Origin of the sequence: Klebsiella sp. 141251, assembly GCF_050600725.1 — a bacterium.
In the GTDB taxonomy this organism is placed as follows: domain Bacteria; phylum Pseudomonadota; class Gammaproteobacteria; order Enterobacterales; family Enterobacteriaceae; genus Klebsiella; species Klebsiella aerogenes.
The window spans coordinates 676,135-697,498 of record NZ_JAQIRG010000001.1 but is presented as its reverse complement, the minus strand read 5'-3'; the positions used below and the strand labels follow the sequence as shown (position 1 = coordinate 697,498).

The window sequence follows — 21,364 nt, the reverse complement described above, 5'->3', positions numbered from 1 at the left end:
ATATGAAGGTACTGGTTACCGGTGCGACCAGCGGATTAGGCCGTAATGCGGTGGAATATCTGCGCAACAAGGGCATCAGCGTGCGAGCAACCGGGCGCAACGAAGCGATGGGTAAGCTTCTGAGCAAAATGGGCGCGGAATTTATTCCTGCTGATCTAACCGAACTGGTCTCTTCGCAGGCTAAAGTGATGCTCGCCGGTATCGATACGCTATGGCACTGTTCCAGCTTTACCTCGCCGTGGGGAACCCAGCAAGCCTTCGATTTAGCCAACGTTCGCGCAACGCGCCGCCTTGGCGAATGGTCCGTGGCCTGGGGCGTACGCAATTTCGTCCATATTTCATCACCTTCGCTCTATTTCGATTATCACCACCATCGCGATATTCAGGAAGATTTCCGCCCGCACCGCTTCGCCAATGAATTCGCCCGCAGCAAGGCGGCCAGCGAAGAGGTTATCAATCTGTTGGCGCAGGCGAACCCGCATACCCGCTTTACGATATTGCGCCCGCAAAGCCTGTTCGGGCCGCATGATAAGGTCTTTATTCCGCGAATGGTGCAGATGATGCGCCACTACGGCAGCGTGCTCCTGCCGCGCGGCGGTAACGCGCTGGTGGATATGACCTACTACGAAAATGCGGTGCATGCGATGTGGCTGGCCAGTCAGCCGCAGTGCGACCACTTACCTTCCGCGCGGGCGTGGAATATCAGCAACGGCGAGCCGCGGACGCTGCGTAGCATTGTGCAGAAGCTTATTGACGAGCTGAGCATCAAGTGCAGAATCCGTTCGGTGCCCTATCCGATGCTGGATATTATCGCCCGTAGCATGGAGCATTTCGGTAATAAATCGGCAAAAGAACCGGCCTTCACCCATTACGGCGTCTCAAAGCTCAATTTCGACTTTACCCTCGATATCTCCCGCGCCCAGCAGGAACTTGGTTATCAGCCGATCGTTACCCTGGATGAGGGCGTTTCGCGCACCGCAGCGTGGTTAAAAGACCACGGTAAACTGCACGATTAAAACCGTCGATTACGGCAGCAAACCATCCTGTTTGCTGCCAAATGTTCACCCCTGCCCATATTTTTCCAGCAACGCCTCGGCGATGGCCTGCGTTTGCGCATCGGCCACGCCGTCCCAGCGTGATGGCCTGAAGTGCATCTGGAAAGCCATGATCACCCGTTTTTGCTGCGCCGGGGTCATCTCCGGAGTGACCTGATAGCCGTAGCGCGACAGCAGGTCTAACAATTCGCCGCGATCGACCGGCTGCCAGCTCGGGCGCCCTTGCAGATAAAAGGCGACACGCGCATCATCGGGCCAGGCACCAATCCCCTGCTGCGCCAGCGCTCGCCACGGGAACAGCGGGCCGGGGTCGTCCTTACGCTGCGGCGCGATATCAGCATGGGCGACGACGTTCTGCGGCTGAATGTGATAGCGGGCGATGATATCTTTCGCCAGCGGGATAAGCGCTGCAATTTGCGCTGGATTAAATGGGGTAAAACTTTTTATATCGCCGTTTTTTTGCCAGCCGCGATTTTCCAGCTCAATACCAATCGACGTATCGTTGATCCGCGTACTGCCGCGCCAGAAGCTGATGCCGGCGTGCCAGGCTAAATCTTCCTCCGGCACCAGTTGCCAGATACGCGGTTTACCGTGGCGCAGCGGCGGCTGCTCGGGAATTAAATAGTGCGAACTGACCTCTTTATCGGTCAGGGTCGCCAACGAGACATCAAAGTTATCGGCGGTATAGTGAATGACCAGGACCTTAATACGAGGATAAGCCGCCTGCGCCGGATGACGGGTATCCAGCTGATAACCCTGTTTGTCGACAATGCCCTGCTCCTGCGCACAGCCTGCCAGCAGCAACGCGGCAAGCGCAAGCTGGATAATGCGCTTTCCTAATAAGACCATCGATTACGCCCTTCTTGCTTGGCTTTATACAGCGCCGCATCCGCCTGCGCGATCAACTCTGAAGGCGGGGTGCCTCCCTCTGAAGCGACAATCCCCATACTGACCGTCACCAGCGGCCCAACATCGGATTTGGCATGCGGCAGCGCCGCTTCGCGAATTTTCTGTTGGATCCGCTGCGCCACCGCCGTAGCGCTATCTAATGATTGCAGCGGCAGGACAATCACAAACTCCTCGCCGCCATAGCGCGCCACCATATCATCCTGCGCGCGCACCGACATCTTCAGCACTGAGGCGATGCAGGAGAGGCAGTAATCACCGGCCTGGTGACCGTAGTGGTCGTTATAACGTTTAAAAAAGTCGACATCGAGAATGATCAGCGCCAGCGGCTCTTTCCGTTCCCAGGCCTGAGCCAAAAAATTGTCCAGCGCCCGACGGTTAGCCGTCGCCGTCAACGCATCCTGATTAGCCATGTTTTCCAGCCGGTTAATCAGTTGCATATTCTCCTGATGGGTATTCCAGGCTTCATCATACCAGCGCTGTAATATCTGACGGCCGTATACCATAATAGCGGTACAAATTACCCAAAGAATTAAAAAACGTAAATCGACGCCGTGATGTATTTGCACCCCAGCGAGTAATGAAGTACCCCATAAAGGAACAAGGTAAGCTACAAGGCCCACCGGGAAATAATAGAGCGCGGCAAGACCGGTGGTCATTAAAATAACCAGCAGCGGCCAGGCGAACGGCAGCGACCATAAAATGATGAAACAGTAACTACTCATCGCCCAACATAAGCTGAGGATCAATAAGATAGCAGAAATCACTTTAGTGGCATAAATACCACTTAATATTCGCCCGGAGATAACCATCACGCAAAGCGCCAGCGAGAAAACGATAATGACCCCAAGCGCCATCTCCAGATAAGGGATAATATCTGGATTAGTCAATCTTTGATGATTGAACTCGGTGAACAGAACGTTGCGGAAGATGACCATCAAGGCAAAGGCAATATTGACGAACGCCAGCCACGGCATGCTGCGCGACAGCGCGTGTTTTTGCACATTTTCGCGACTGGCCCACAGCATCGTTCGATTTTCGCGCGGATCCAGCCGTTGTTCTGTCGGCATAGCTACTCCTTTTTCAGCATCTGGACAATGCGTTAAGCTGCCCGCGGTAACTTTTCTATATGATAAACCATCAATCCGGGAATGTCTGTTGCCGGCCGCTTCAGCCACTCGCCGCTTAACGTCATTTTCAGCTAACGACAGATGAAAAAGATCTTACGCCCCGATACAGTCTATTGCGCAATAAAAAGCAAGCGTTATCAATGAGAACCACGTCATCTTTTCTTTAAAAAATCGTTAATTAAAGGTCATAAAAATGCAGCATTTCGCTTGAAAAAAAGACGGGCTTGATTCAATCTGATGGCGCTCATTGGTTAGTTAAAACAAGGGCATGATGATAGCAAGATAAACAATGGAGATTAATAATATGAAATATGCAGCTTTAGTGGCAGGTGCAGCATTGTTTTTAACCGCGAACGCATTTTCTGCAGAAATTCTGAGCAAAGAAGATTTCGCTAAAGTACAGGGTCAATACCACAAAATTGGTACCATCTCCTCTACCGGTCAAACTGCGCCAAGCGATGCGCGCGAAGAACTGATCAAAAAAGCCGATGAAAAAGGCGCTGACGTTGTGGTTCTCTCTTCCGGCAATACCGATAAGAAACTGCACGTATCCGCGAATATCTATAAGAAGAAATAATTAGTTTTTCCCATTATAAGAGCATTATCATCTGAGGATGATAATGCTTCTTTTTAATTTTCCTGCGAACATTTATTTTTATACGCCTTTCTCATTTACCATCCGCGACTAGTCATATCAAATATGCGCCTTCATCAGGATGCTAATCCGGATAACGTCTAAAATAGTTAATCCACTCCGTTATCGGACTCGCAATATATCCCCCTGGACTATCAGTATAAATTCGACGCCAAAAAGAGATGTCCTCTATACTTTTGGGCATAAGAAGATGCTCGCGTTTAAATTACCGCAGGTGGCAAATGAAAAAAATCGCATTTCTTATTTCTGGGTTGCTCTGCTCTGGCTTTACCCATGCCAGCGCGCTCTATTTTTATGAAATCGGCACCGAAGACGTCGGCCTGGCAGGCGCAGGCCAGGCCGCCCGCGCGCAGGATGCCTCCACCATCGTCACCAACCCTGCCGGCATGACCCGGCTGCCGGATCATATGTTTACCGGCGGCGCACAGGTCATGGGCGGCGATGTCCCGTACCAGATGAATAATGACCACGGCGGTAATAGTCCTGGTAACGTGATGAATCTGTTCCCTAACGCCAGCGGCTTTTATGCGCAGAAAATCAATGATGAGGTGTATGCCGGGATCGGTCTGTACGGCAACTACGGTTTAGGCATTGATTTTGGCAACTGGGCCGGCGACCGGCTGATCAAAAAAAGCACCATGGTGGCGATGACGCTGAGCCCATCGCTGGCATGGAAACTTAACGATCGGCTCTCTGTCGGCGCCTCCGCCAACCTGAACTACGGTTATTTGTCGCTAACGCGCAACGTCGACGGCAATGACGAGAAAGATAAAGATTATGATTGGGCGATGAGTTACCGCCTGGGTTTGCTGATGCAGTTGACCGACCAGACCCGCGCCGGCATCACCTGGAACAGTAAAACCGATTATGACTTTAACGTTAAGGGGAAAGCGCGTTTCCCTAATTTACCGAACGTCTCATATGATCTACCGATTTCCGCCCAGGTCCGCGCGCCGCAGCAGATTATGCTCAGCCTGGTGCATGACATCAATAAACAGTGGTCGGTCATGGGCGATCTCGGCTGGCAGGACTGGAGCCAGTTCGGCAGCCCGCAAATCACCGTTGCCGGTCACGAAAGTAGTAAAAATAACCGCCTGAAGGACTCCTGGCATACCGCCGTCGGCGTACAGTACCGGCCGACCGAGCAGTGGCGTCTGAACGCCGGCGTCGGGTTCGACAGCACGGTTTATGATTCACAAAGCGACACCGCGCTCTCGCTGCCGACCGGCGATGAGTGGCGCTTCGCCACCGGCGCGCAATACCAGATAACCCCGGCCAGCAATATCGGCGTCGCAGTCTCTTATCTGCACATGCAATCTTCCCACGTAAAATCACCGGAACTCATTGCCGGCAGCTACGATCGCCCTTATCTGTGGTTCGCCAGCGTCAACTATAGTTATCAGTTCTGATACGCCGGCTGCCCGCACAAGAGGCGCGGGCAGCCGATGGTCGTTGTCACATCAAGGTCTTAGCTCTTTGCGTCAAGTACAATTGGCGCGCTTACGCTATGCTTTAGCAGAATCTAACAACGTAGTGAGTTCATAAGGAAATCATCATGCGCTACAACATTCTTGCACTTGTTTTGCCTTGCGCACTGGCGCTGAGCGCCTGTACCACCGTGACCCCGGCTTATAAAGACAACGGCACCCGCAGCGGTTCCTGCATCGAGGGCGGCCCGGACGAGGTAGCGCAGCAGTTCTATGATTATCAAATCCAGCACCGAAATAACGATCTCACCGCGCTGCGCCCGTATCTGAGCGACGATCTGGCTAAACTGCTGAACGACGCCCGTCAGGATCCATCGCGTAACGCGCTGCTGCAATCAAATCCATTCTCGAGTAGTTCCACCCCGGCGGATAGCGCCGACGTCGCCAGCGCCTCGACCATCCCGAACCGCGATGCGCGCAATATTCCGCTGCGCGTCGAATTGAAACAGGGTACGCAGAGCTGGAAAGATGAAGTGCTGATGATTCAGGAAGGCCAGTGCTGGGCGGTTGACGATGTCCGCTACCTTGGCATAAACAGCCACGCTCCGGCGGGTACGCTGCGTCAGAGTCTTGAGAAACGCTGATTTCGGCGTTAAAGCCACCCCGCTGAAACGATAACCCCGGTAAAATGTCGGTATTCCGTGCGGTAATGCCGACATTTGTTCCCCCCTACCACACGAACCCATATTTTGTGCTAACTTTAGTGATAAATGTGGTTTACATTTAACTTTTAACGCATAAATATTGCATAACTATTCTGTCAAAGGTACTATTTGCGGCCTCAATAGCTATTCGTATCAGACTGCCCAGATGAGTATTAAACTAAACGGCATTAATTGCTTCTACGGCGCGCACCAGGCGCTGTTCGACATCACGCTGGATTGCCCGCAGGGGGAAACGCTGGTGCTCCTCGGCCCAAGCGGCGCCGGTAAAAGCTCGCTGCTTCGCGTACTCAACCTGCTGGAGATGCCGCGTTCCGGTACCTTAAACATCGCCGGTAATCAATTCGACTTCACCAAAGCGCCGTCTGACAAAGCTATTCGCGAGCTGCGCCAGAATGTCGGGATGGTCTTCCAGCAGTACAACCTGTGGCCACACCTGACCGTGGTGCAAAACCTGATCGAAGCCCCGTGCCGCGTGCTGGGATTAACCAAAGATCAGGCGCTGGCGCGCGCCGAAAAACTGCTCGAGCGTTTACGCCTTAAACCTTACAGCGACCGCTATCCGCTGCATCTGTCAGGCGGTCAACAGCAGCGCGTAGCGATTGCCCGCGCGCTGATGATGGAGCCTCAGGTGCTGCTATTTGATGAACCCACCGCCGCGTTGGATCCGGAAATCACTGCCCAGATCGTCAGCATCATTCGCGAACTGGCGGAGACCGGAATCACCCAGGTTATCGTTACCCACGAAGTGGAAGTGGCGCGTAAAACCGCCAGCCGCGTGGTGTATATGGAAAACGGGCATATCGTTGAGCAAGGGGATGCTAACTGCTTCACGCATCCGCAAACCGACGCCTTTAAAAACTATCTTTCACATTGATGTTTTCGGGGAAATAACGATGAAAAAAGTACTGATTGCCGCTCTGCTCGCGGGCATGAGCCTTTCCGCTACCGCAGCCCAGACCATCCGTTTCGCCACCGAGGCCTCCTACCCTCCGTTTGAGCTGGTAGACGCCAACAACAAAATCGTCGGCTTTGACGTCGATCTGGCTAACGCGCTGTGCAAAGAGATGGACGCGACCTGCACCTTTACTAACCAGGCTTTCGATAGTCTGATCCCAGGGCTGAAATTCCGCCGCTTCGACGCCGTCATGGCCGGTATGGATATCACCCCTGAGCGTGAAAAACAGGTGCTGTTCAGCACCCCGTATTATGAAAACTCGGCGCTGTTCGTCGGCCAGCAGGGCAAGTTCACCGGCATTGACCAGCTTAAAGGCAAAAAAGTTGGCGTGCAGAACGGCACTACCCACCAGAAATTCATCACTGATAAGCATCCGGAAATCACCACCGTTCCTTACGACAGCTACCAGAATGCCAAACTGGATCTGCAAAACGGCCGCATTGACGCCGTCTTCGGCGACACGGCGGTAGTGACCGAATGGCTGAAGAGCAATCCGAAGCTGGCGCCAGTGGGTGATAAAGTGACGGATAAAGACTACTTCGGTACCGGCCTCGGCATTGCGGTTCGTCAGGGCAATACCGAGCTGCAGCAGAAATTTAATGCTGCGCTGGAAAAAGTGAAGAAAGATGGGACGTACCAGACCATCTATAGCAAATGGTTCCAGAAGTAACGCTGAATGAACGAATTTTTTCCATTAGCAAGCGCCGCCGGGATGACCGTCGGCCTTGCCGTTTGCGCGCTGGTCATCGGCCTGGTGCTGGCGATGCTTTTCGCCGTGCTGGAGTCGGTGAAATGGCGTCCTGTGGCATGGCTGGCGACCGGCATCGTCACGATTTTACGCGGCCTACCGGAAATTCTGGTGGTGCTGTTTATCTACTTTGGTTCCTCACAGCTGCTGCTGACGCTGTCTGACGGTTTTACTCTCAATCTTGGGTTTGTGCAGATTCCGGTACAGATGCAAATTGAGAATTTCGACGTCAGCCCGTTCCTCTGCGGCGCCATTGCGCTTTCCCTACTGTATGCAGCCTATGCCTCGCAGACCCTGCGCGGCGCCTTGAAAGCGGTGCCGCAGGGGCAGTGGGAATCCGGACAAGCGCTGGGTTTGTCGAAGGCGGCGATATTCTTTCGCCTGGTGATGCCGCAGATGTGGCGCCATGCTCTGCCGGGTCTGGGCAACCAGTGGCTGGTGCTGCTGAAGGATACCGCGCTGGTCAGCCTTATCAGCGTCAACGACCTGATGCTGCAAACCAAAAGTATTGCTACCCGTACTCAGGAGCCGTTTAACTGGTACATCATTGCGGCAGCGATTTATCTCGTCATCACCCTGTTGAGTCAATACATCCTCAAGCGTATTGACCAGCGTGCGACGCGCTTCGAACGGAGACCAGGTTGATGCTCGATTACTTACCCGAACTGCTGAAAGGGCTGCATACCAGCCTGACGCTGACCGCGGCATCGATCGTCGTGGCGCTGATCCTGGCGCTGATCTTTACCATCGTCCTGACGTTAAAAACGCCGGTGGTGGTGTGGATCGTCCGCGGCTATATCACCCTGTTTACCGGGACGCCGCTGCTGGTGCAGATCTTCCTGATCTACTACGGGCCAGGACAGTTCCCGTCATTGCAGAATTACCCGGTGCTGTGGCATCTGATTTCTGAGCCCTGGCTGTGCGCGCTGATCGCCTTATCGTTAAACAGCGCGGCTTATACTACCCAGCTGTTCTACGGCGCCATCCGCGCCATTCCGGACGGCCAGTGGCAGTCCTGCAGCGCGCTGGGGATGAGCAAGAAGGATACGCTGGCGATTCTGCTACCGTATGCTTTTAAACGCGCCCTCTCCTCGTACTCTAACGAAGTGGTACTGGTCTTTAAGAGCACCTCGCTGGCTTACACCATCACCCTGATGGAAGTGATGGGTCATGGCCAACTGCTGTACGGGCGCACCTATGACGTGATGGTCTTCGGCGCAGCCGGTATCATTTATCTGGTGGTGAACGGCCTGCTGACGCTGCTGATGCGTCTGGTGGAAAGAAAAGCGCTGGCCTTCGAGCGTCGTAACTAACATTACGAAATGCATAAACAGTAAATAATGAAACGGGTAAGTGCCAATGCTTACCCGTTTTTTTTATAACCAATAAAATAAACATACAACTTTATTGCATATAAATTCATTTAATGGCATTGTGAACTTCAGCCGTAAACCGGCACAACATCATAAGATTGACCGACGGGAGTCCCACTATGAAAAAGTTAGTTCTGGCCGCTCTGCTTAGCTCTTTCGCCTTTGGCGCCGCTGCCGCGGAAAAAATCAGCTTTGGCGTTTCCGCGACCTATCCGCCATTTGAATCCATGGATGCGAATAACCAGATTGTCGGTTTCGATCTCGATCTGGCTAAAGCGCTGTGTAAGCAAATGCAGGCCGACTGTACTTTTACCAACCACGCTTTCGACAGCCTGATCCCGGCGCTAAAATTTAAAAAGTATGATGCGGTAATTTCCGGCATGGACATCACGCCTGAGCGTAGCAAACAGGTTGCGTTTACCGACCCGTACTATGCCAACTCGGCGCTGGTGATCGCCAAAAAAGACGCGTACCACTCTTTTGATGACCTGAAGGGTAAGCGTATCGGCATGGAAAACGGCACCACGCACCAGAAATACCTGCAGGATAAGCACCCGGAAGTCAAAACCGTCGCTTACGATAGCTATCAGAATGCCATTATCGACCTGAAAAACGGCCGTATCGATGGCGTCTTCGGCGATACCGCGGTGGTCAACGAATGGCTGAAGACCAACCCGCAGTTAGGCGCGGCGACGCCGAAAGTGACCGACCCGCAGTACTTCGGTACCGGTCTCGGCATTGCGGTGCGCCCGGATAATAAAGCGCTGCTGGAAAAACTCAACGCCGCGCTGAAAGCGATTAAAGCTGACGGAACCTACCAGAAAATTAGCAACCAGTGGTTCCCGGAGTAAGACCTGCGCTTCCCGGCTTACGGCGCAACCGCCTGAGCCGGGTCAAACGGCAACGCTCCCCCTTACAGCGGCAGGGTAAACTGGAAACAGGCCCCTGCCGGTACTTCCAGCAGGCGAATATCGCCCCCGTGCAGTTGCAGCATCCGCCGAACAATCATCAACCCCAGCCCGCCTCGTGAGGCGCTCTGCTGCCCCGGTTCCAGTACCGATGGCCGCTCAAACAGATTGGCCCGTAATTCACCGGCGACGCCCGGGCCGCTATCGGCCACCTCAACCACCACCTGCGTCCCCTGCAGGCGCGACGACAGACGAATTTCACCCCCGTGCGGAGTATGGCGAATGGCGTTATCCAGCAGATTGGTTAATACCCGCTCCATCATCGAAAGATCCGCCTCAACCAACGGCAAACCTGACGCCAATTCCAGGCGCAGACGGATTTCGCGGGTGGCAATCGCCAGATCGAATTTTTGCGCCACGTCCTGAATCAGCTCGGCAAGGATAAACTTTTCCGGCTGCGGCTTAATACCGCCATGTTCAAGGCGCGCCAGCTCAAATAGCTGTTGTGAGAGATGACGAACTTTATTTCCCTGGCGTAGCGCGATATTCAGATACTGCTTGCGCTCCTGCGCCGTCAGGCGATCATCCTTAAGCGATAGCGTCTCCAGATACCCCAGCAGCGAAGTCAGCGGCGTACGCAGGTCATGCGAAATATTGGCAATAAACTCCCGGCGCTGACGATCGCTATCGGCCAGCCGATCCCACTGCCCGGCGATCTGCTGCGCCAGTTCGATAAAACGGTTATGCAGCAGCGCCACTTCATTTCCGGGATACGGGTCCGGCGCCTGCGCCGCCAGCGCTTTGATTGCGCGAATGCTGTCGCTATCCCCCGCCGCCACCAGCGCCGTCAGCTGGCGTACCGGGCGCGTTACCCAGTACCACGCCAGGCCGCCGGCCAACAGGCCAAATAGCACCACCAGCAGCAGGGTCCATAGCAGCAAGCTCCACAGCGTCTTCTGCCAGGCGCTCTGCGCCAGTTCATTAAACGTTTCGCCCTGCAGAATAATATAAAGATAGCCACGTAGCTGGCCGTCAAGGCGTAGCGGCGCGGCGCTAAACACTTTTTGCTGGTCCATGCTGCGGGGATCGTCGCCATAAATCGGCCACGCGCCGCCGGAGAGAAACGCCTGCACCGGTGCCATGGCAATGCGCTGGCGTTTAATGTGCCCCGGCGGCGCGGCATCCGCCAGCAGCTCGCCATCCGGCGAAACGAGGTACAGCTCGACGCTTGGGTTAAACACCATCAGACGGTCAAATAGTGGTTTCAATGCCGCGCGATCGACCTCGCCGCGGGCGTTGAGCAGCGGCTCGCGAGCGGCAATCTGCTGCGCCAGCCCGGCGGAAAGCCGCTGCACCATGACGTTACCGTACTGCGCGCTGCTATAGAGCTGGAGCAGGCAGACGGAGAGCGCGCACAGCAGCAGCAAGCCGATAAACACCAACGACAGCCGTTGGCTGAGGCTGAGTCGGCGGATCATGACTGCGCCCCGGCGCTGTAGGGGGCAAATTTATAGCCCTTCCCCCAGACGGTAAGAATAATGTCCGGCTCTGCCGGGTCGCGCTCTATTTTCGTGCGCAGACGATTAATATGCGTGTTGACCGTATGTTCATAGCCTTCATGCTGATAGCCCCAGACGCTATCCAGCAGCGCCAGGCGCGAAAAAACTTCGCCGGGATGGCGGGCAAAGTAATAGAGCAGATCGAATTCGCGCGGCGTGAGATCCACCAGTTCACCGCGTAGCCTGACTTCCCTGGACAGCGGGTCGATATTCAGGCCGTGGCAGGCGATACGTCCAGCATCCATCAAGAGATTTTGTCCCATCGCTTCCTGACGGCGGAACACCGCCTTCACCCGGGCAATCAGCTCCAGTAGGGAAAAAGGTTTCGCCAGATAATCATCGGCGCCCATCTCCAGCCCCTGCACGCGTTGGGTTTCGCTGGAACGGGCGCTAATAATAATCACCGGCAGATAGCGCGTTTGCTGGCGGATGCGGCGGCAAATCTCCAGCCCGTCGACGTTGGGCAACATCAGGTCAAGAATCACCGCGTCCCAGACGCCGTTATCCAACTGGCGCAGCGCCTGCGCGCCGTCCGCTTCATGCACGATTTGATACCCTTCATCCTGCAGATTCAGGCGCAACAAAGCCGCGATATCATCATCATCTTCCACCAGCAGGATTTTTTTACTCATCAGATTCGCTCCACGAATTTCACGCTCGTTTCATAAAGCTTACCCGATTTCAGCCGCTTAAAGAGTTCACATTTTGTTTAAACTTCACGAACCAGCAGCGTCAGCACTTCATAATGCGCGGTATGTGGGAACATATCGAACAACTGTACACGCTCAACGCGATAGCCCTGCAGACGGTCAATATCTGCGGCCATTGTCCGGGCGTTACAGCTCGAGTAAATGATATACGGCGGCGCCATGCGGCTTAGATAATCGCACAGTTCGGCGCCGATGCCGCGCCGCGGCGGGTTGACCAGCACCAGCTGTGGAATATCGTCTTCATGCGTCGCGAATTGCGTGGAATCCAGCGCCTGAAAATGGAGATTGCTTAACCCCAACTGGGCCGCGGATTGCTTCGCGCAGGCGATGGCTTCCGGAGCGATTTCGATACCGGTAAGGCGCATCTGCGGGGTGGCGCAGTGCAGACCAAAACCGCCGACGCCGCAAAACAGATCCCACATGTGGTTGACCGGCAGCGCGCGCACCCAGTCGCGGGCGGTAGCGTAGAGCTGGCTCGCCACCGTCGGGTTGGTCTGGAAAAAGCTTTGCGGGCGGATCCACAGCGGTACGCCGTTAAAGTTCTCCGCCAGCGCCGGTTGATCGCTGAGGAAAATCTCCTGCTCCCCTTCCATGATAGCCATGTGCACGGGCTGAATATTGGCGGTAATCACCTTAAGCTGCGGCAACTGCTGCTGCAGCCACGGCAGCGCGGCGCGCAGTTGTGCAAGCTTATCCGCAGAGCGCAGGACGAAACGCAACATCATGCCGCCCTGCTGGCTTTCGGTCAGCAGCAAATACTTCAGCTCGCCGCGCTTGCGGGCAACGTTATAGGGGGTGAGTCCGGCGCGGGCGATAAACGGCTTCAGCGCGGCGAAAACCGGCGCGAAACTCGGCGGGTACAGCGGGCAATCGGTGAGATCTTCCGGCGTGCCATCGCGATGCAGCATGCCGAGCAGCGGGCGCTCTACGCTACCGCTTACGACCATTTTCGCTTTGTTGCGAAACGCCGTCTCCGGACCTGAGACCGGAGCAAGCCATGTCATCACCGGCTGACCCGCCAGCAGTTCGCGCAGGTTCGCCATTTTATCGGCGAGCTGTTGCGTCAATGGCAATTCCAGCCACTGACAGGAACGGCAGCGGCCCGCGTCGTAAAGTGCGCAGTGCATAAGAAGACCTTCAAAAAAACCGGGGCGGGGATTGTATCACCGTTATTGCAAGCGGAAAAACCGTCGGCACGACGCCGGGATAAACAATAGCGCCAGCACCAGCAGATCCGGCAGCTTCTGCAGAAACAGCGCATGGAGAATTTCCCGCTTTGACTCCCCGGCCACGCTGAACAGTTCCGGATAGCCATAGCCAATCGAAGCCGCCCACAGATAAGAGATGACGATAATTTGCGTCAGCAGGTAGAGCCAGCGCGCCCAGTTACGGCCTTTCACCAGCGAAAAGGCGCACCAGATCTCGATAAACACCAACGCCAGACTCGCCAGAAACACCAGCGTCAGGGCCCAGGTTTGCACGCTACGATGGATAAAATCGGCAATTCCCTGCACGCCAAGCTGATTGAGGATCATTAACAGGTCGAGACCGCGAATTAAGATAATAGCAAAGGCCGCCACCTGTACCAGCACAGGGACGTTAAGACGAGCATGAGACGATCGAGTTTTTGTAAACAATCCCAACGTAAAGTCATCCATGAAAACGGCGCCACGTGTGCGGCGCCGATAATAGGCTCTGTTAGCGATTTTAGTGGGTTCAGCCCCTTCTTGCACGCTGGATATCGCGCACGCGCTGCTTTTCTGCGCGAGCCATTAAATACCAGGCGATAAAACCGACAATTCCCACCACGCCGAGGATTAAGGTCGCCAGGGCGTTAATTTCCGGGTTAACGCCCATCCGCACGCTGGAGAAGACCAGCATCGGCAGCGTTGTCGCCCCCGGCCCGGAAACGAAGCTGGCAATCACCAGATCATCAAGCGACAAGGTAAAGGCCAGCAACCAGCCGGAAATGACCGCCGGCATAATCATCGGCAAGGTTATCACGAAGAACACCTTCAGCGGCGCGGCGCCGAGATCCATCGCCGCCTCTTCGATTGACCTGTCCAGCTCGCGCAGACGTGAAGAGATCACCACCGACACGTAGGCGGTACAGAAGGTGACGTGCGCCAGCCATATCGTCAACATGCCGCGATCCGATGGCCAGCCGATGGAATGCCCCAACGCGACGAACAGCAGCAGCAGCGACAGCCCGGTAATCACATCGGGCATCACCAGCGGCGCGGTGATCATAAAAGCAAAACCGTTGGAACCGCGAAAACGGCCAAAACGCACCAGCACCACCGCGGCAATCGTACCGAGGATCGCCGCCGCCGTCGCCGCACAGGCGGCAATGGTCAGGCTTAACCCCACCGCGCTCATCATCGCGTCATCATGAAACAGCTCGCTATACCAGCGCGTCGACCACCCCGCCCATACCGTCACCAGCTTCGAACTGTTAAATGAATAGATAACCAGCATCAGCATCGGCGCATACAGAAAGGTAAAACCGAGCACGAGGATCAGAATTCGCCATGGCGAACGTACTACCGGTAAGTCATTCATCCATGATCCCCCATCTGTTTTTGCTGATGTTTGTGGAACCACATGATCGGCACGATCAACAGCAGCAGCATCACAATCGCCACCGCCGATGCTACCGGCCAGTCGCGGTTATTAAAGAACTCCTGCCACAGCACGCGGCCAATCATAATGCTGTCAGGTCCGCCGAGCAGCTCCGGGATGACGAACTCGCCCACCGCCGGAATAAACACCAGCATCGAGCCGGCGATAATGCCGCCTTTCGTTAACGGAACAATCACCTGGAAGAAGGTCTTTAACGGCCGGGCGCCGAGATCCAGCGACGCTTCCACCAGCGAATAGTCGATACGCGTCAGCGCGGTATAAATCGGCAGCACCATGAACGGCAGGTAGGCGTAAACGATACCGATGTACACCGCCAGGTTGGTATGCAAAATCTCCAGCGGTTGATCGATAACTCCAAGCCATAACAGGAAGTTATTGAGCACCCCGTTGCTTTTCAGCAGCCCCATCCAGGCGTAAACGCGAATGAGGAATGAGGTCCACGAAGGTAATATCACCAATAGCAGCAGGATATTGCGCGTCGAGGGCTTGCTATGCGCCACCGCCCACGCCAGCGGATAGCCCAATAGCAGACAGCAAAAGGTGGAAATTGCCGCCACCTGCAGCGACTGCAGATAAGCCTCAAAGTACAGCGGATCGTCGGTCAGCTGCAGGAAGTTGCCGAGATTAAGCGTCAACGTCAATTGACCGTCGGCCCACGACAGTAACTCGGTATAGGGCGGGATCGCCCGCGCCATTTCGGCCAGGCTGATTTTAAAAACGATCAGGAATGGCAGTAAAAACAGCAGGATTAACCACAGATACGGCAGCGCAATCACCAGCTTACGCCCGTGGGCCATCTGCTGGCGCGCCAGCCACAGGGCAAAACCGCCGGGCTTTTTGCCGCCGGCTGGAGGTTCTAATGTGCTCATCGCCCTCTCCTTACACCGTCAGAACAACGCAGCTATCGGCGTCCCAGCACAAACGAACTTCATCACCCCAGGTCGGCATGCCTTTGCGATGGCGATGTTCGTTTTGCAGCTGGGCGCTAATCATCTGCCCGCTTTTCAGACGGACATGATAGATAGACAGATCGCCGAGGTAGGCAATATGGATAACCTCGCCTACCGCAAAGTTAAAGCCGTCCGCTGGCGGTTCGTCGCAGAGCATGATTTTCTCCGGACGCAGCGCCACCCAGACCGGCACGTTATCCACCACCGAGGCATCCGGATCGACTTTCAGCGGATGCACCAGCCCCGGCGCATTCAGTACCAGACCATCTTCCAGTCGCTCTTTGACCAGCCCTTCGAAGACGTTTACCGAACCGATAAACTCGGCGCTATAGCGGGTCGTCGGATGTTCATAGATCTCCTCCGGCTCGCCTATCTGCACGAACTTTCCGCGGTTCATGATGGCGATACGGCCCGCCATGGTCATCGCCTCTTCCTGGTCATGGGTGACCATCACGCAGGTGACGCCGACGCGCTCAAGAATATCCACCACCTCAAGCTGCATCCGGTCGCGCAGTTTTTTATCCAACGCGCCCATCGGTTCATCAAGCAGCAGCAGTTTCGGCCGCTTCGCCAGGCTTCGCGCCAGCGCCACGCGCTGGCGCTGGCCACCGGAAAGCTGGTGCGGCTTGCGTTTGGCGAACTCCTGCATATGCACCAACGCCAGCATCTCCTGGACGCGGGCGTTAATCTCCGCCTTCGGCAGCTTGTCCTGCTTGAGACCAAAGGCGATATTTTGCTCAACAGTCATGTGGGGAAACAGCGCGTAAGACTGGAACATCATATTGATCGGCCGCTGATACGGCGGCACGCGCGCCAGGTCGACGCCATCCAGCACAATCTGCCCGGCGGTGGGCAACTCAAAACCTGCCAGCATGCGTAGCAACGTCGATTTACCGCAGCCGGACGCGCCCAGTAAGGCAAATATTTCACCTTTATAAATAGTGAGATTGACATCATCGACGGCGTGTTGCCCATCGAAGGATTTGGTTAAATTACGGATTTCCAGCAGCGGGGTCAGCGCTTTGGGGGCTTTCGCCTGTGGGCGGGGCATTGCGTCATTCACTCGGGTGCTCTCCGGCAAATACAATCACCGTATGGCCCGGTTGCCATACATTCTTCAGTTCTATGTTCACCAGCGAACAGTCGGTCAGGCCTTTACAGGCCCGGCGTACCGGCCTGATGGCGTTATTTTCCGCTTTTCACTTTGGTCCACGCGCGGGTGCGCACGCGGTCAATCTTCGGATCCTGCACCTTGAGGGTGAACAGCTTGGCGAAGACATCCTCCGGCGGGTAAATCGCCGGATTGTTGCGGATGTCGGCGCTGACCAGCGGCGTCGCTTCTTTGTTGCCGTTAGCGTAGTAGACGTGATCGCTGATGTGGGCGATGACCTCCGGGCGCAGCAGATAGTTCAGGAACTGATAGGCTTCGTCTTTATTTTTGGCATCCGCCGGCATGGCGAAGACATCAAAGAAGGCCAGCGCCCCCTCTTTCGGAATAAAGTAGGAGATATTGACGCCGTTCTTCGCCTCTTTCGCCCGGTTCGCCGCCTGCCAGACATCGCCCGCCCAGCCGATAGCGACGCAGATATCGCCGTTTGCCAGGTCATTAATATATTGCGAAGAGTGGAAGTAACGGATATTGGGCCGCAGCTTCAACAGCAGATCGGTTGCCGGTCCGGTGTAATCATCGGCTTTGGTGCTGTTTGGATCTTTGCCGAGATAGTTCAGCACCGTCGAGAAAATCTCTTCGGGGGCATCAAGGAAGGAGACGCCGCAGCTTTTCAGCTTCTCAAGGTTTTCCGGTTTGAGCACCAGATCCCAGCTGTTCAACGGTACGTCTTTACCCAGCGCCGCTTTCACTTTATCGACGTTATAGCCGATGCCGGTAGTCGCCCACATGTACGGCATCGCATATTTGTTATCGGGATCGTGACGCGCCACCAGTTGTAAAACTTTCGGGTCGAGGTTTTTCCAGTTCGGGAGTTTACTTTTATCCAGCGGCTGGAACACTCCGGCCGCCAGCTGGCGTTCAAGGAAGCTTGCCGATGGCACCACCAGATCGAACCCGGTGCTGCCGGCCATTAATTTACCTTCCAGCACCTCGTTGGAATCAAATACGTCATACACCACTTTAATACCGGTCTCTTTTTCAAAATTGGCGACCGTGTCCGGCGCAATATAATCAGACCAGTTATAGACGTGCAGCGTTTTTTGTTCCGCTGCGAGCGAGCCGGCAGAAACGGCCATCAGCGCACCCGTAATCACACCTGTTAACCATTTTTTACCCAAGGCGGTCATATCTGTATTTCCTTCTCAAGGCCCGTTAATTCACGGACGCAATAGACGAACCTGAACGCATGCAAGAATCATGCATATTTTTCATTGCCTGAGATAAGGAGAGGAAACCTCTCCCTGATTGGCTGCCCGCAAATGGACGCCTCGCCAGAATAACTGTAGCCAGAATAAGAGGATATAGCCCAGGCAAAAAAACGCCCTGGATCATATTTCCAGCCAATAAAGGTCTACGAGATAAAAGCGAAGCGCTAAAACAGCAGTGAATAATTCTTTAAATGAGGGTTTGTGACAGAATAAATAAGCAACCGCCGTCGCAGCGGCTGCTTTTATTAGTTAGTGCAGAAAATGGTATTGCACTTCTTCGGCTGCGGCCTCTTCTTCCTGCTCTTCCGCTTTATATAGCAGCTGATTGGCGCCGGCTTCCAGAATGACCATCGAGACCTGCTCTTCGCTCTGGCGGAAGAACCAGGCAAACTGTTCGAGAGTGACGCCCGCGCCAACGGGCAGCGCCTGGCAGACCACCAGCTTCGGCAGGTTATCATCCTGAATATCAAGGAACGCTTTTACGGTCAGCGAACTGGCGTTGATCGCCGACAGGTCCGCCGACAGCGGCAGCAGCGCAGAAGGCTTCACTTCCGCCAGCGCCGAAAACAGCACCACGTTGTCCAGCAGGTCGATTTTGGCATCGAAAATACCGTCGAAATTCTGCATATGCGGCAGGTGCAACGCCTGGCAGGAGTCGCACTCAAAAAAACTGATGCCTAACTCGTCGAGCCAATGACGTAACGTATCAAGACCCGGAACGACCAGTGAATCCATAGTGCCTGTGACCTCTTGCTGGATAAAAAACGACGCATAGCTTACGCAAAAAATGCGTCGCATTCCATGAAAGGATAACGAAGTGACGCTACCCTCCCATTTTTAGACAATATCCAGGCGTGGCCTGGCGCTCGATCCACGCGATCATTCGCCCGGCAATATCGACGTGAGTGGTGGTTTCAATCCCTTCCAGCCCCGGCGAGGCGTTAACTTCCATCACCAGCGGGCCGCGGTGGGCGCGCAGAATATCCACGCCTGCCACGTCCAGACCCAGCGTTTGCGCCGCTTTAATCGCCATCTCCCGCTCCTGATCGCTAAGCGTGGCCGTAGTGGCGACGCCGCCGCGGTGCAGGTTAGAGCGAAAATCGCCCTCCTTCGCCCGCCGTTCAATCGCCGCCACCACCTCATCGCCAACCACCAGGCAGCGGATATCGCACCCTTTTGCCTCAGCGATATATTCTTGCACCAGAATGTGCGCATTGAGACCCCGGAAGGCGTCAATCACGCTTTCCGCCGCCTGTCGCGTTTCCGCCAGCACCACGCCGATCCCCTGCGTCCCCTCGACTAACTTCACCACCAGCGGCGCGCCGCCGACCATCGCGATCAGATCGCTGGTGTCGTCCGGCGAGTGGGCAATACCGGTGACCGGTAGATCGATTCCCTGACGCGCCAGCAGCTGCAACGAGCGCAGCTTATCGCGGGCGCGGGTAATCGCCACCGACTCGTTTAGCGGATAACTGCCCAGCAGCTCGAACTGCCGCAGCGCGGCGGTGCCGTAATAGGTGATGGCCGTGCCGATACGCGGAATGACTGCATCAAAATGGGGCAACTGTCGCCCTTTGTAGTGAATTGAGGAGGCAACCGGGCTGACGCTCATATAGCAGGAGAGCGGATCGAGGATCTCGACCTGATGCCCGCGTTTTTGCGCGGCTTCACGCAAGCGGCGGCAAGAATAAAGCGTTCCATCCCGGGATAATATAGCGATTTTCACCCAACACCTCTTAGAAAATAACTGGCAACCAGCACTCTGCGTTTGCAGGGTGAAGTGTATAGGGAATCAGCGCGTTGCCCAGCCCTGTTTATGCAAATAGTCGAGAATAAACGGCCGGCTCTCTTTGATGATGGTGCGGCGGATATGGTCGCTCCAGGTATCGCGGCGGGTATTACTGCCGCGCGACAGATAATAATCCGCCAGCTGTTCGTCATACTGCGCCAGCACCTGTTGATCAAGCGGCTGGTAGTGATTCTCATGCACCAGCATCGCAGGCGGAATACGCGGCTTAACCTGCGGGTCGTCAGCAGGCCAGCCAAGGCACAGGCCAAACAGCGGTAAAACGTGTTTCGGCAGCTGCAGCAGCTCGGTTACCGCGTCAATGTTATTGCGCAGGCCGCCAATATAAACGCCGCCTAATCCCAGGGATTCCGCGGCGATTAAGGCATTCTGCGCCATTAGCGCGGTGTCGACGACGCCCAGCAGCAGCTGTTCAGCCAGCCCCAACTGCGCTTGTGGGCAAATTTGCAGGTGGCGGTTGAAATCGGCGCAGAACACCCAAAACTCCGCCGCCTGCGCCACGTGCTGCTGGCCGCCGGTCAACGGAACCAGCTGCTCACGCAGCTGCGGGTCGGTAATGCGAATAATCGAGGTACATTGTAAAAAACTGGAGCTGGACGCCCCTTGCGCCCCGGCGATGATCGCCTCACGCTGTTGGTCGCTAATCGGCGCGTCGGTAAAATGGCGGATGGAACGGTGGTGGCGCAGCAGATCAATGGTCGGCGTCATGGCGTTTTTCTCTTTCGGACGGGGTAGAAGATGAGGTCTTATTATCGGTCAACTGCGGCGCGACAATTTTCGCTATTCGCCACATTAAGGCTATCGCCGCCGGGATCATCAGCAGGATCCCGGCAAAGATCATGATAAGCGCCGCCGTCGGGCTGGCAAACGGCGCCGGCAGCTGAACATAGTGGTTCAACGACAGCCAGGCCAGCGTCAGCAGCGCCATGCCGACGAGCTCAACAATCAGAATGCTTTTGGGTAATGCGGCAGGCGATCGCATAACGCTCCTCAATATACTCATGCCACGCGCATCGCTGGCGCGTCTGTGTAGGGTCTTGCAGCAGATGATATTTATCAAGCATAACCCGCAACCATCGCTATAAAAGGTAAAACCTGCTTTCCCTTGTTAACGGAACGCGGCATCATAGCCACATTCGCCATCCGGCTGAGATTTAAGGAGAGAAGCATGTTTACCGTTATTTTTGGTCGCCCAGGTTGCCCGTATTGCGTTCGCGCCAAAGAGCTGGCCGAGAAACTGAGCAACGAGCGCGATGACTTCAGCTATCGCTACATTGATATCCACGCGGAAGGCATCAGCAAAGCCGATCTGGAAAAAACCGTCGGTAAGCCGGTAGAAACCGTACCGCAGATTTTCGTCGATCAGAAACACATCGGCGGCTGCACGGATTTCGAAGCCTGGGCGAAAGAGAATCTCGGCCTGTTCGCTTGAGA

At 55.3% G+C, this 21,364-nt stretch carries 24 protein-coding genes; 10 read left to right on the top strand and 14 right to left on the bottom strand.

Going from position 1 to position 21,364, the window contains the following annotated elements; translation table 11 throughout:
* Positions 1–2: 2 nt before the first annotated feature.
* Positions 3–1,016, top strand: a complete 1,014-nt coding sequence (locus PGR09_RS03380) for an NAD-dependent epimerase/dehydratase family protein (protein ID WP_047049052.1) — start codon at positions 3–5, stop codon at positions 1,014–1,016.
* A gap of 45 nt (positions 1,017–1,061) precedes the next feature.
* Here the strand turns inward: PGR09_RS03380 and PGR09_RS03375 are convergent, their stop codons facing one another.
* Together PGR09_RS03375 and PGR09_RS03370 are read right to left on the bottom strand one after the other, a co-directional pair.
* Positions 1,062–1,904 carry an N-acetylmuramoyl-L-alanine amidase gene (locus PGR09_RS03375; RefSeq protein ID WP_045396293.1) on the bottom strand — a complete coding sequence of 281 codons (843 nt, stop codon included), beginning with the start codon at positions 1,902–1,904 and terminating at the stop codon, positions 1,062–1,064.
* Positions 1,892–3,031 (bottom strand): GGDEF domain-containing protein, encoded by a 1,140-nt coding sequence (locus PGR09_RS03370; RefSeq protein WP_045396296.1) that lies wholly within the window; start codon positions 3,029–3,031, stop codon positions 1,892–1,894. Before PGR09_RS03370 ends, PGR09_RS03375 begins: the two co-directional genes overlap by 13 nt.
* Before the next feature lie 364 nt (positions 3,032–3,395).
* Between PGR09_RS03370 and yahO the strand changes: the two genes are divergently transcribed.
* From yahO to artJ, 8 genes are all read left to right on the top strand, one after another.
* Positions 3,396–3,668 (top strand): DUF1471 family periplasmic protein YahO, encoded by a 273-nt coding sequence (gene yahO, locus PGR09_RS03365; RefSeq protein ID WP_045396302.1) that lies wholly within the window; start codon positions 3,396–3,398, stop codon positions 3,666–3,668.
* Between the two features lie 299 nt (positions 3,669–3,967).
* On the top strand, positions 3,968–5,155 hold the full coding sequence (locus PGR09_RS03360; protein ID WP_047078252.1) for an OmpP1/FadL family transporter: 1,188 nt from the start codon (positions 3,968–3,970) through the stop codon (positions 5,153–5,155).
* Positions 5,156–5,301: 146 nt separating this feature from the next.
* The gene (locus PGR09_RS03355) at positions 5,302–5,817 is read left to right on the top strand and encodes a lipoprotein (RefSeq protein ID WP_045396309.1); all 516 of its coding nucleotides are present in this window, start codon (positions 5,302–5,304) and stop codon (positions 5,815–5,817) included.
* Positions 5,818–6,043: 226 nt separating this feature from the next.
* Positions 6,044–6,772, top strand: coding sequence for an arginine ABC transporter ATP-binding protein ArtP (artP, locus tag PGR09_RS03350; RefSeq protein ID WP_045396312.1), 729 nt, complete (start codon positions 6,044–6,046; stop codon positions 6,770–6,772).
* Between the two features lie 19 nt (positions 6,773–6,791).
* Entirely contained in the window at positions 6,792–7,523 is a 732-nt protein-coding gene (gene artI, locus PGR09_RS03345; RefSeq protein ID WP_015367516.1) for an arginine ABC transporter substrate-binding protein ArtI, read from the top strand.
* Between the two features lie 6 nt (positions 7,524–7,529).
* Positions 7,530–8,246, top strand: a complete 717-nt coding sequence (artQ, locus tag PGR09_RS03340; RefSeq protein ID WP_015367517.1) for an arginine ABC transporter permease ArtQ — start codon at positions 7,530–7,532, stop codon at positions 8,244–8,246.
* Complete coding sequence (artM, locus tag PGR09_RS03335; protein WP_015704859.1) at positions 8,246–8,914, top strand: arginine ABC transporter permease ArtM; 669 nt, start codon at positions 8,246–8,248, stop codon at positions 8,912–8,914. Before artQ ends, artM begins: the two co-directional genes overlap by 1 nt.
* Before the next feature lie 179 nt (positions 8,915–9,093).
* Positions 9,094–9,825, top strand: a complete 732-nt coding sequence (gene artJ / locus PGR09_RS03330) for an arginine ABC transporter substrate-binding protein ArtJ (RefSeq protein ID WP_015367519.1) — start codon at positions 9,094–9,096, stop codon at positions 9,823–9,825.
* A 62-nt stretch (positions 9,826–9,887) separates the two neighbouring features.
* Here artJ and PGR09_RS03325 read toward each other — a convergent pair whose 3' ends face one another.
* The 12 genes from PGR09_RS03325 to PGR09_RS03270 all read right to left on the bottom strand — a co-directional run bounded on the left by PGR09_RS03325 (position 9,888) and on the right by PGR09_RS03270 (position 20,912).
* On the bottom strand, positions 9,888–11,360 hold the full coding sequence (locus tag PGR09_RS03325) for a sensor histidine kinase (RefSeq protein ID WP_063415068.1): 1,473 nt from the start codon (positions 11,358–11,360) through the stop codon (positions 9,888–9,890).
* Positions 11,357–12,073: a response regulator transcription factor gene (locus PGR09_RS03320; RefSeq protein WP_015704857.1), complete on the bottom strand. Its 717-nt coding sequence runs from the start codon at positions 12,071–12,073 to the stop codon at positions 11,357–11,359. The genes PGR09_RS03325 and PGR09_RS03320 overlap by 4 nt, the downstream gene beginning before the upstream one ends.
* Before the next feature lie 77 nt (positions 12,074–12,150).
* Entirely contained in the window at positions 12,151–13,278 is a 1,128-nt protein-coding gene (gene rlmC / locus PGR09_RS03315; RefSeq protein ID WP_047049062.1) for a 23S rRNA (uracil(747)-C(5))-methyltransferase RlmC, read from the bottom strand.
* Positions 13,279–13,320: 42 nt separating this feature from the next.
* Positions 13,321–13,809, bottom strand: a complete 489-nt coding sequence (locus PGR09_RS03310) for a YbjO family protein (protein WP_045396319.1) — start codon at positions 13,807–13,809, stop codon at positions 13,321–13,323.
* Between the two features lie 58 nt (positions 13,810–13,867).
* Positions 13,868–14,713 (bottom strand): putrescine ABC transporter permease PotI, encoded by an 846-nt coding sequence (gene potI / locus PGR09_RS03305; RefSeq protein WP_430915790.1) that lies wholly within the window; start codon positions 14,711–14,713, stop codon positions 13,868–13,870.
* Positions 14,710–15,663, bottom strand: coding sequence for a putrescine ABC transporter permease PotH (potH, locus tag PGR09_RS03300; protein ID WP_015367525.1), 954 nt, complete (start codon positions 15,661–15,663; stop codon positions 14,710–14,712). The genes potI and potH overlap by 4 nt, the downstream gene beginning before the upstream one ends.
* Positions 15,664–15,673: 10 nt before the next feature.
* Positions 15,674–16,807, bottom strand: a complete 1,134-nt coding sequence (gene potG / locus PGR09_RS03295) for a putrescine ABC transporter ATP-binding subunit PotG (protein ID WP_015367526.1) — start codon at positions 16,805–16,807, stop codon at positions 15,674–15,676.
* A gap of 122 nt (positions 16,808–16,929) precedes the next feature.
* Positions 16,930–18,042: a spermidine/putrescine ABC transporter substrate-binding protein PotF gene (gene potF / locus PGR09_RS03290; protein WP_032711260.1), complete on the bottom strand. Its 1,113-nt coding sequence runs from the start codon at positions 18,040–18,042 to the stop codon at positions 16,930–16,932.
* A 330-nt stretch (positions 18,043–18,372) separates the two neighbouring features.
* Positions 18,373–18,858 (bottom strand): YbjN domain-containing protein, encoded by a 486-nt coding sequence (locus PGR09_RS03285; RefSeq protein ID WP_015367528.1) that lies wholly within the window; start codon positions 18,856–18,858, stop codon positions 18,373–18,375.
* Between the two features lie 88 nt (positions 18,859–18,946).
* The gene (gene rimK, locus PGR09_RS03280) at positions 18,947–19,849 is read right to left on the bottom strand and encodes a 30S ribosomal protein S6--L-glutamate ligase (protein WP_015367529.1); all 903 of its coding nucleotides are present in this window, start codon (positions 19,847–19,849) and stop codon (positions 18,947–18,949) included.
* Positions 19,850–19,915: 66 nt separating this feature from the next.
* Positions 19,916–20,638 (bottom strand): nitroreductase NfsA, encoded by a 723-nt coding sequence (nfsA, locus tag PGR09_RS03275; RefSeq protein WP_047049066.1) that lies wholly within the window; start codon positions 20,636–20,638, stop codon positions 19,916–19,918.
* Positions 20,622–20,912 (bottom strand): YbjC family protein, encoded by a 291-nt coding sequence (locus PGR09_RS03270; RefSeq protein WP_045396326.1) that lies wholly within the window; start codon positions 20,910–20,912, stop codon positions 20,622–20,624. Before PGR09_RS03270 ends, nfsA begins: the two co-directional genes overlap by 17 nt.
* Positions 20,913–21,098: 186 nt before the next feature.
* Here PGR09_RS03270 and PGR09_RS03265 point away from each other — a divergent pair, with 186 nt between their 5' ends.
* Entirely contained in the window at positions 21,099–21,362 is a 264-nt protein-coding gene (locus tag PGR09_RS03265) for a GrxA family glutaredoxin (RefSeq protein WP_045396328.1), read from the top strand.
* The last annotated feature ends 2 nt before the right edge of the window (positions 21,363–21,364 follow it).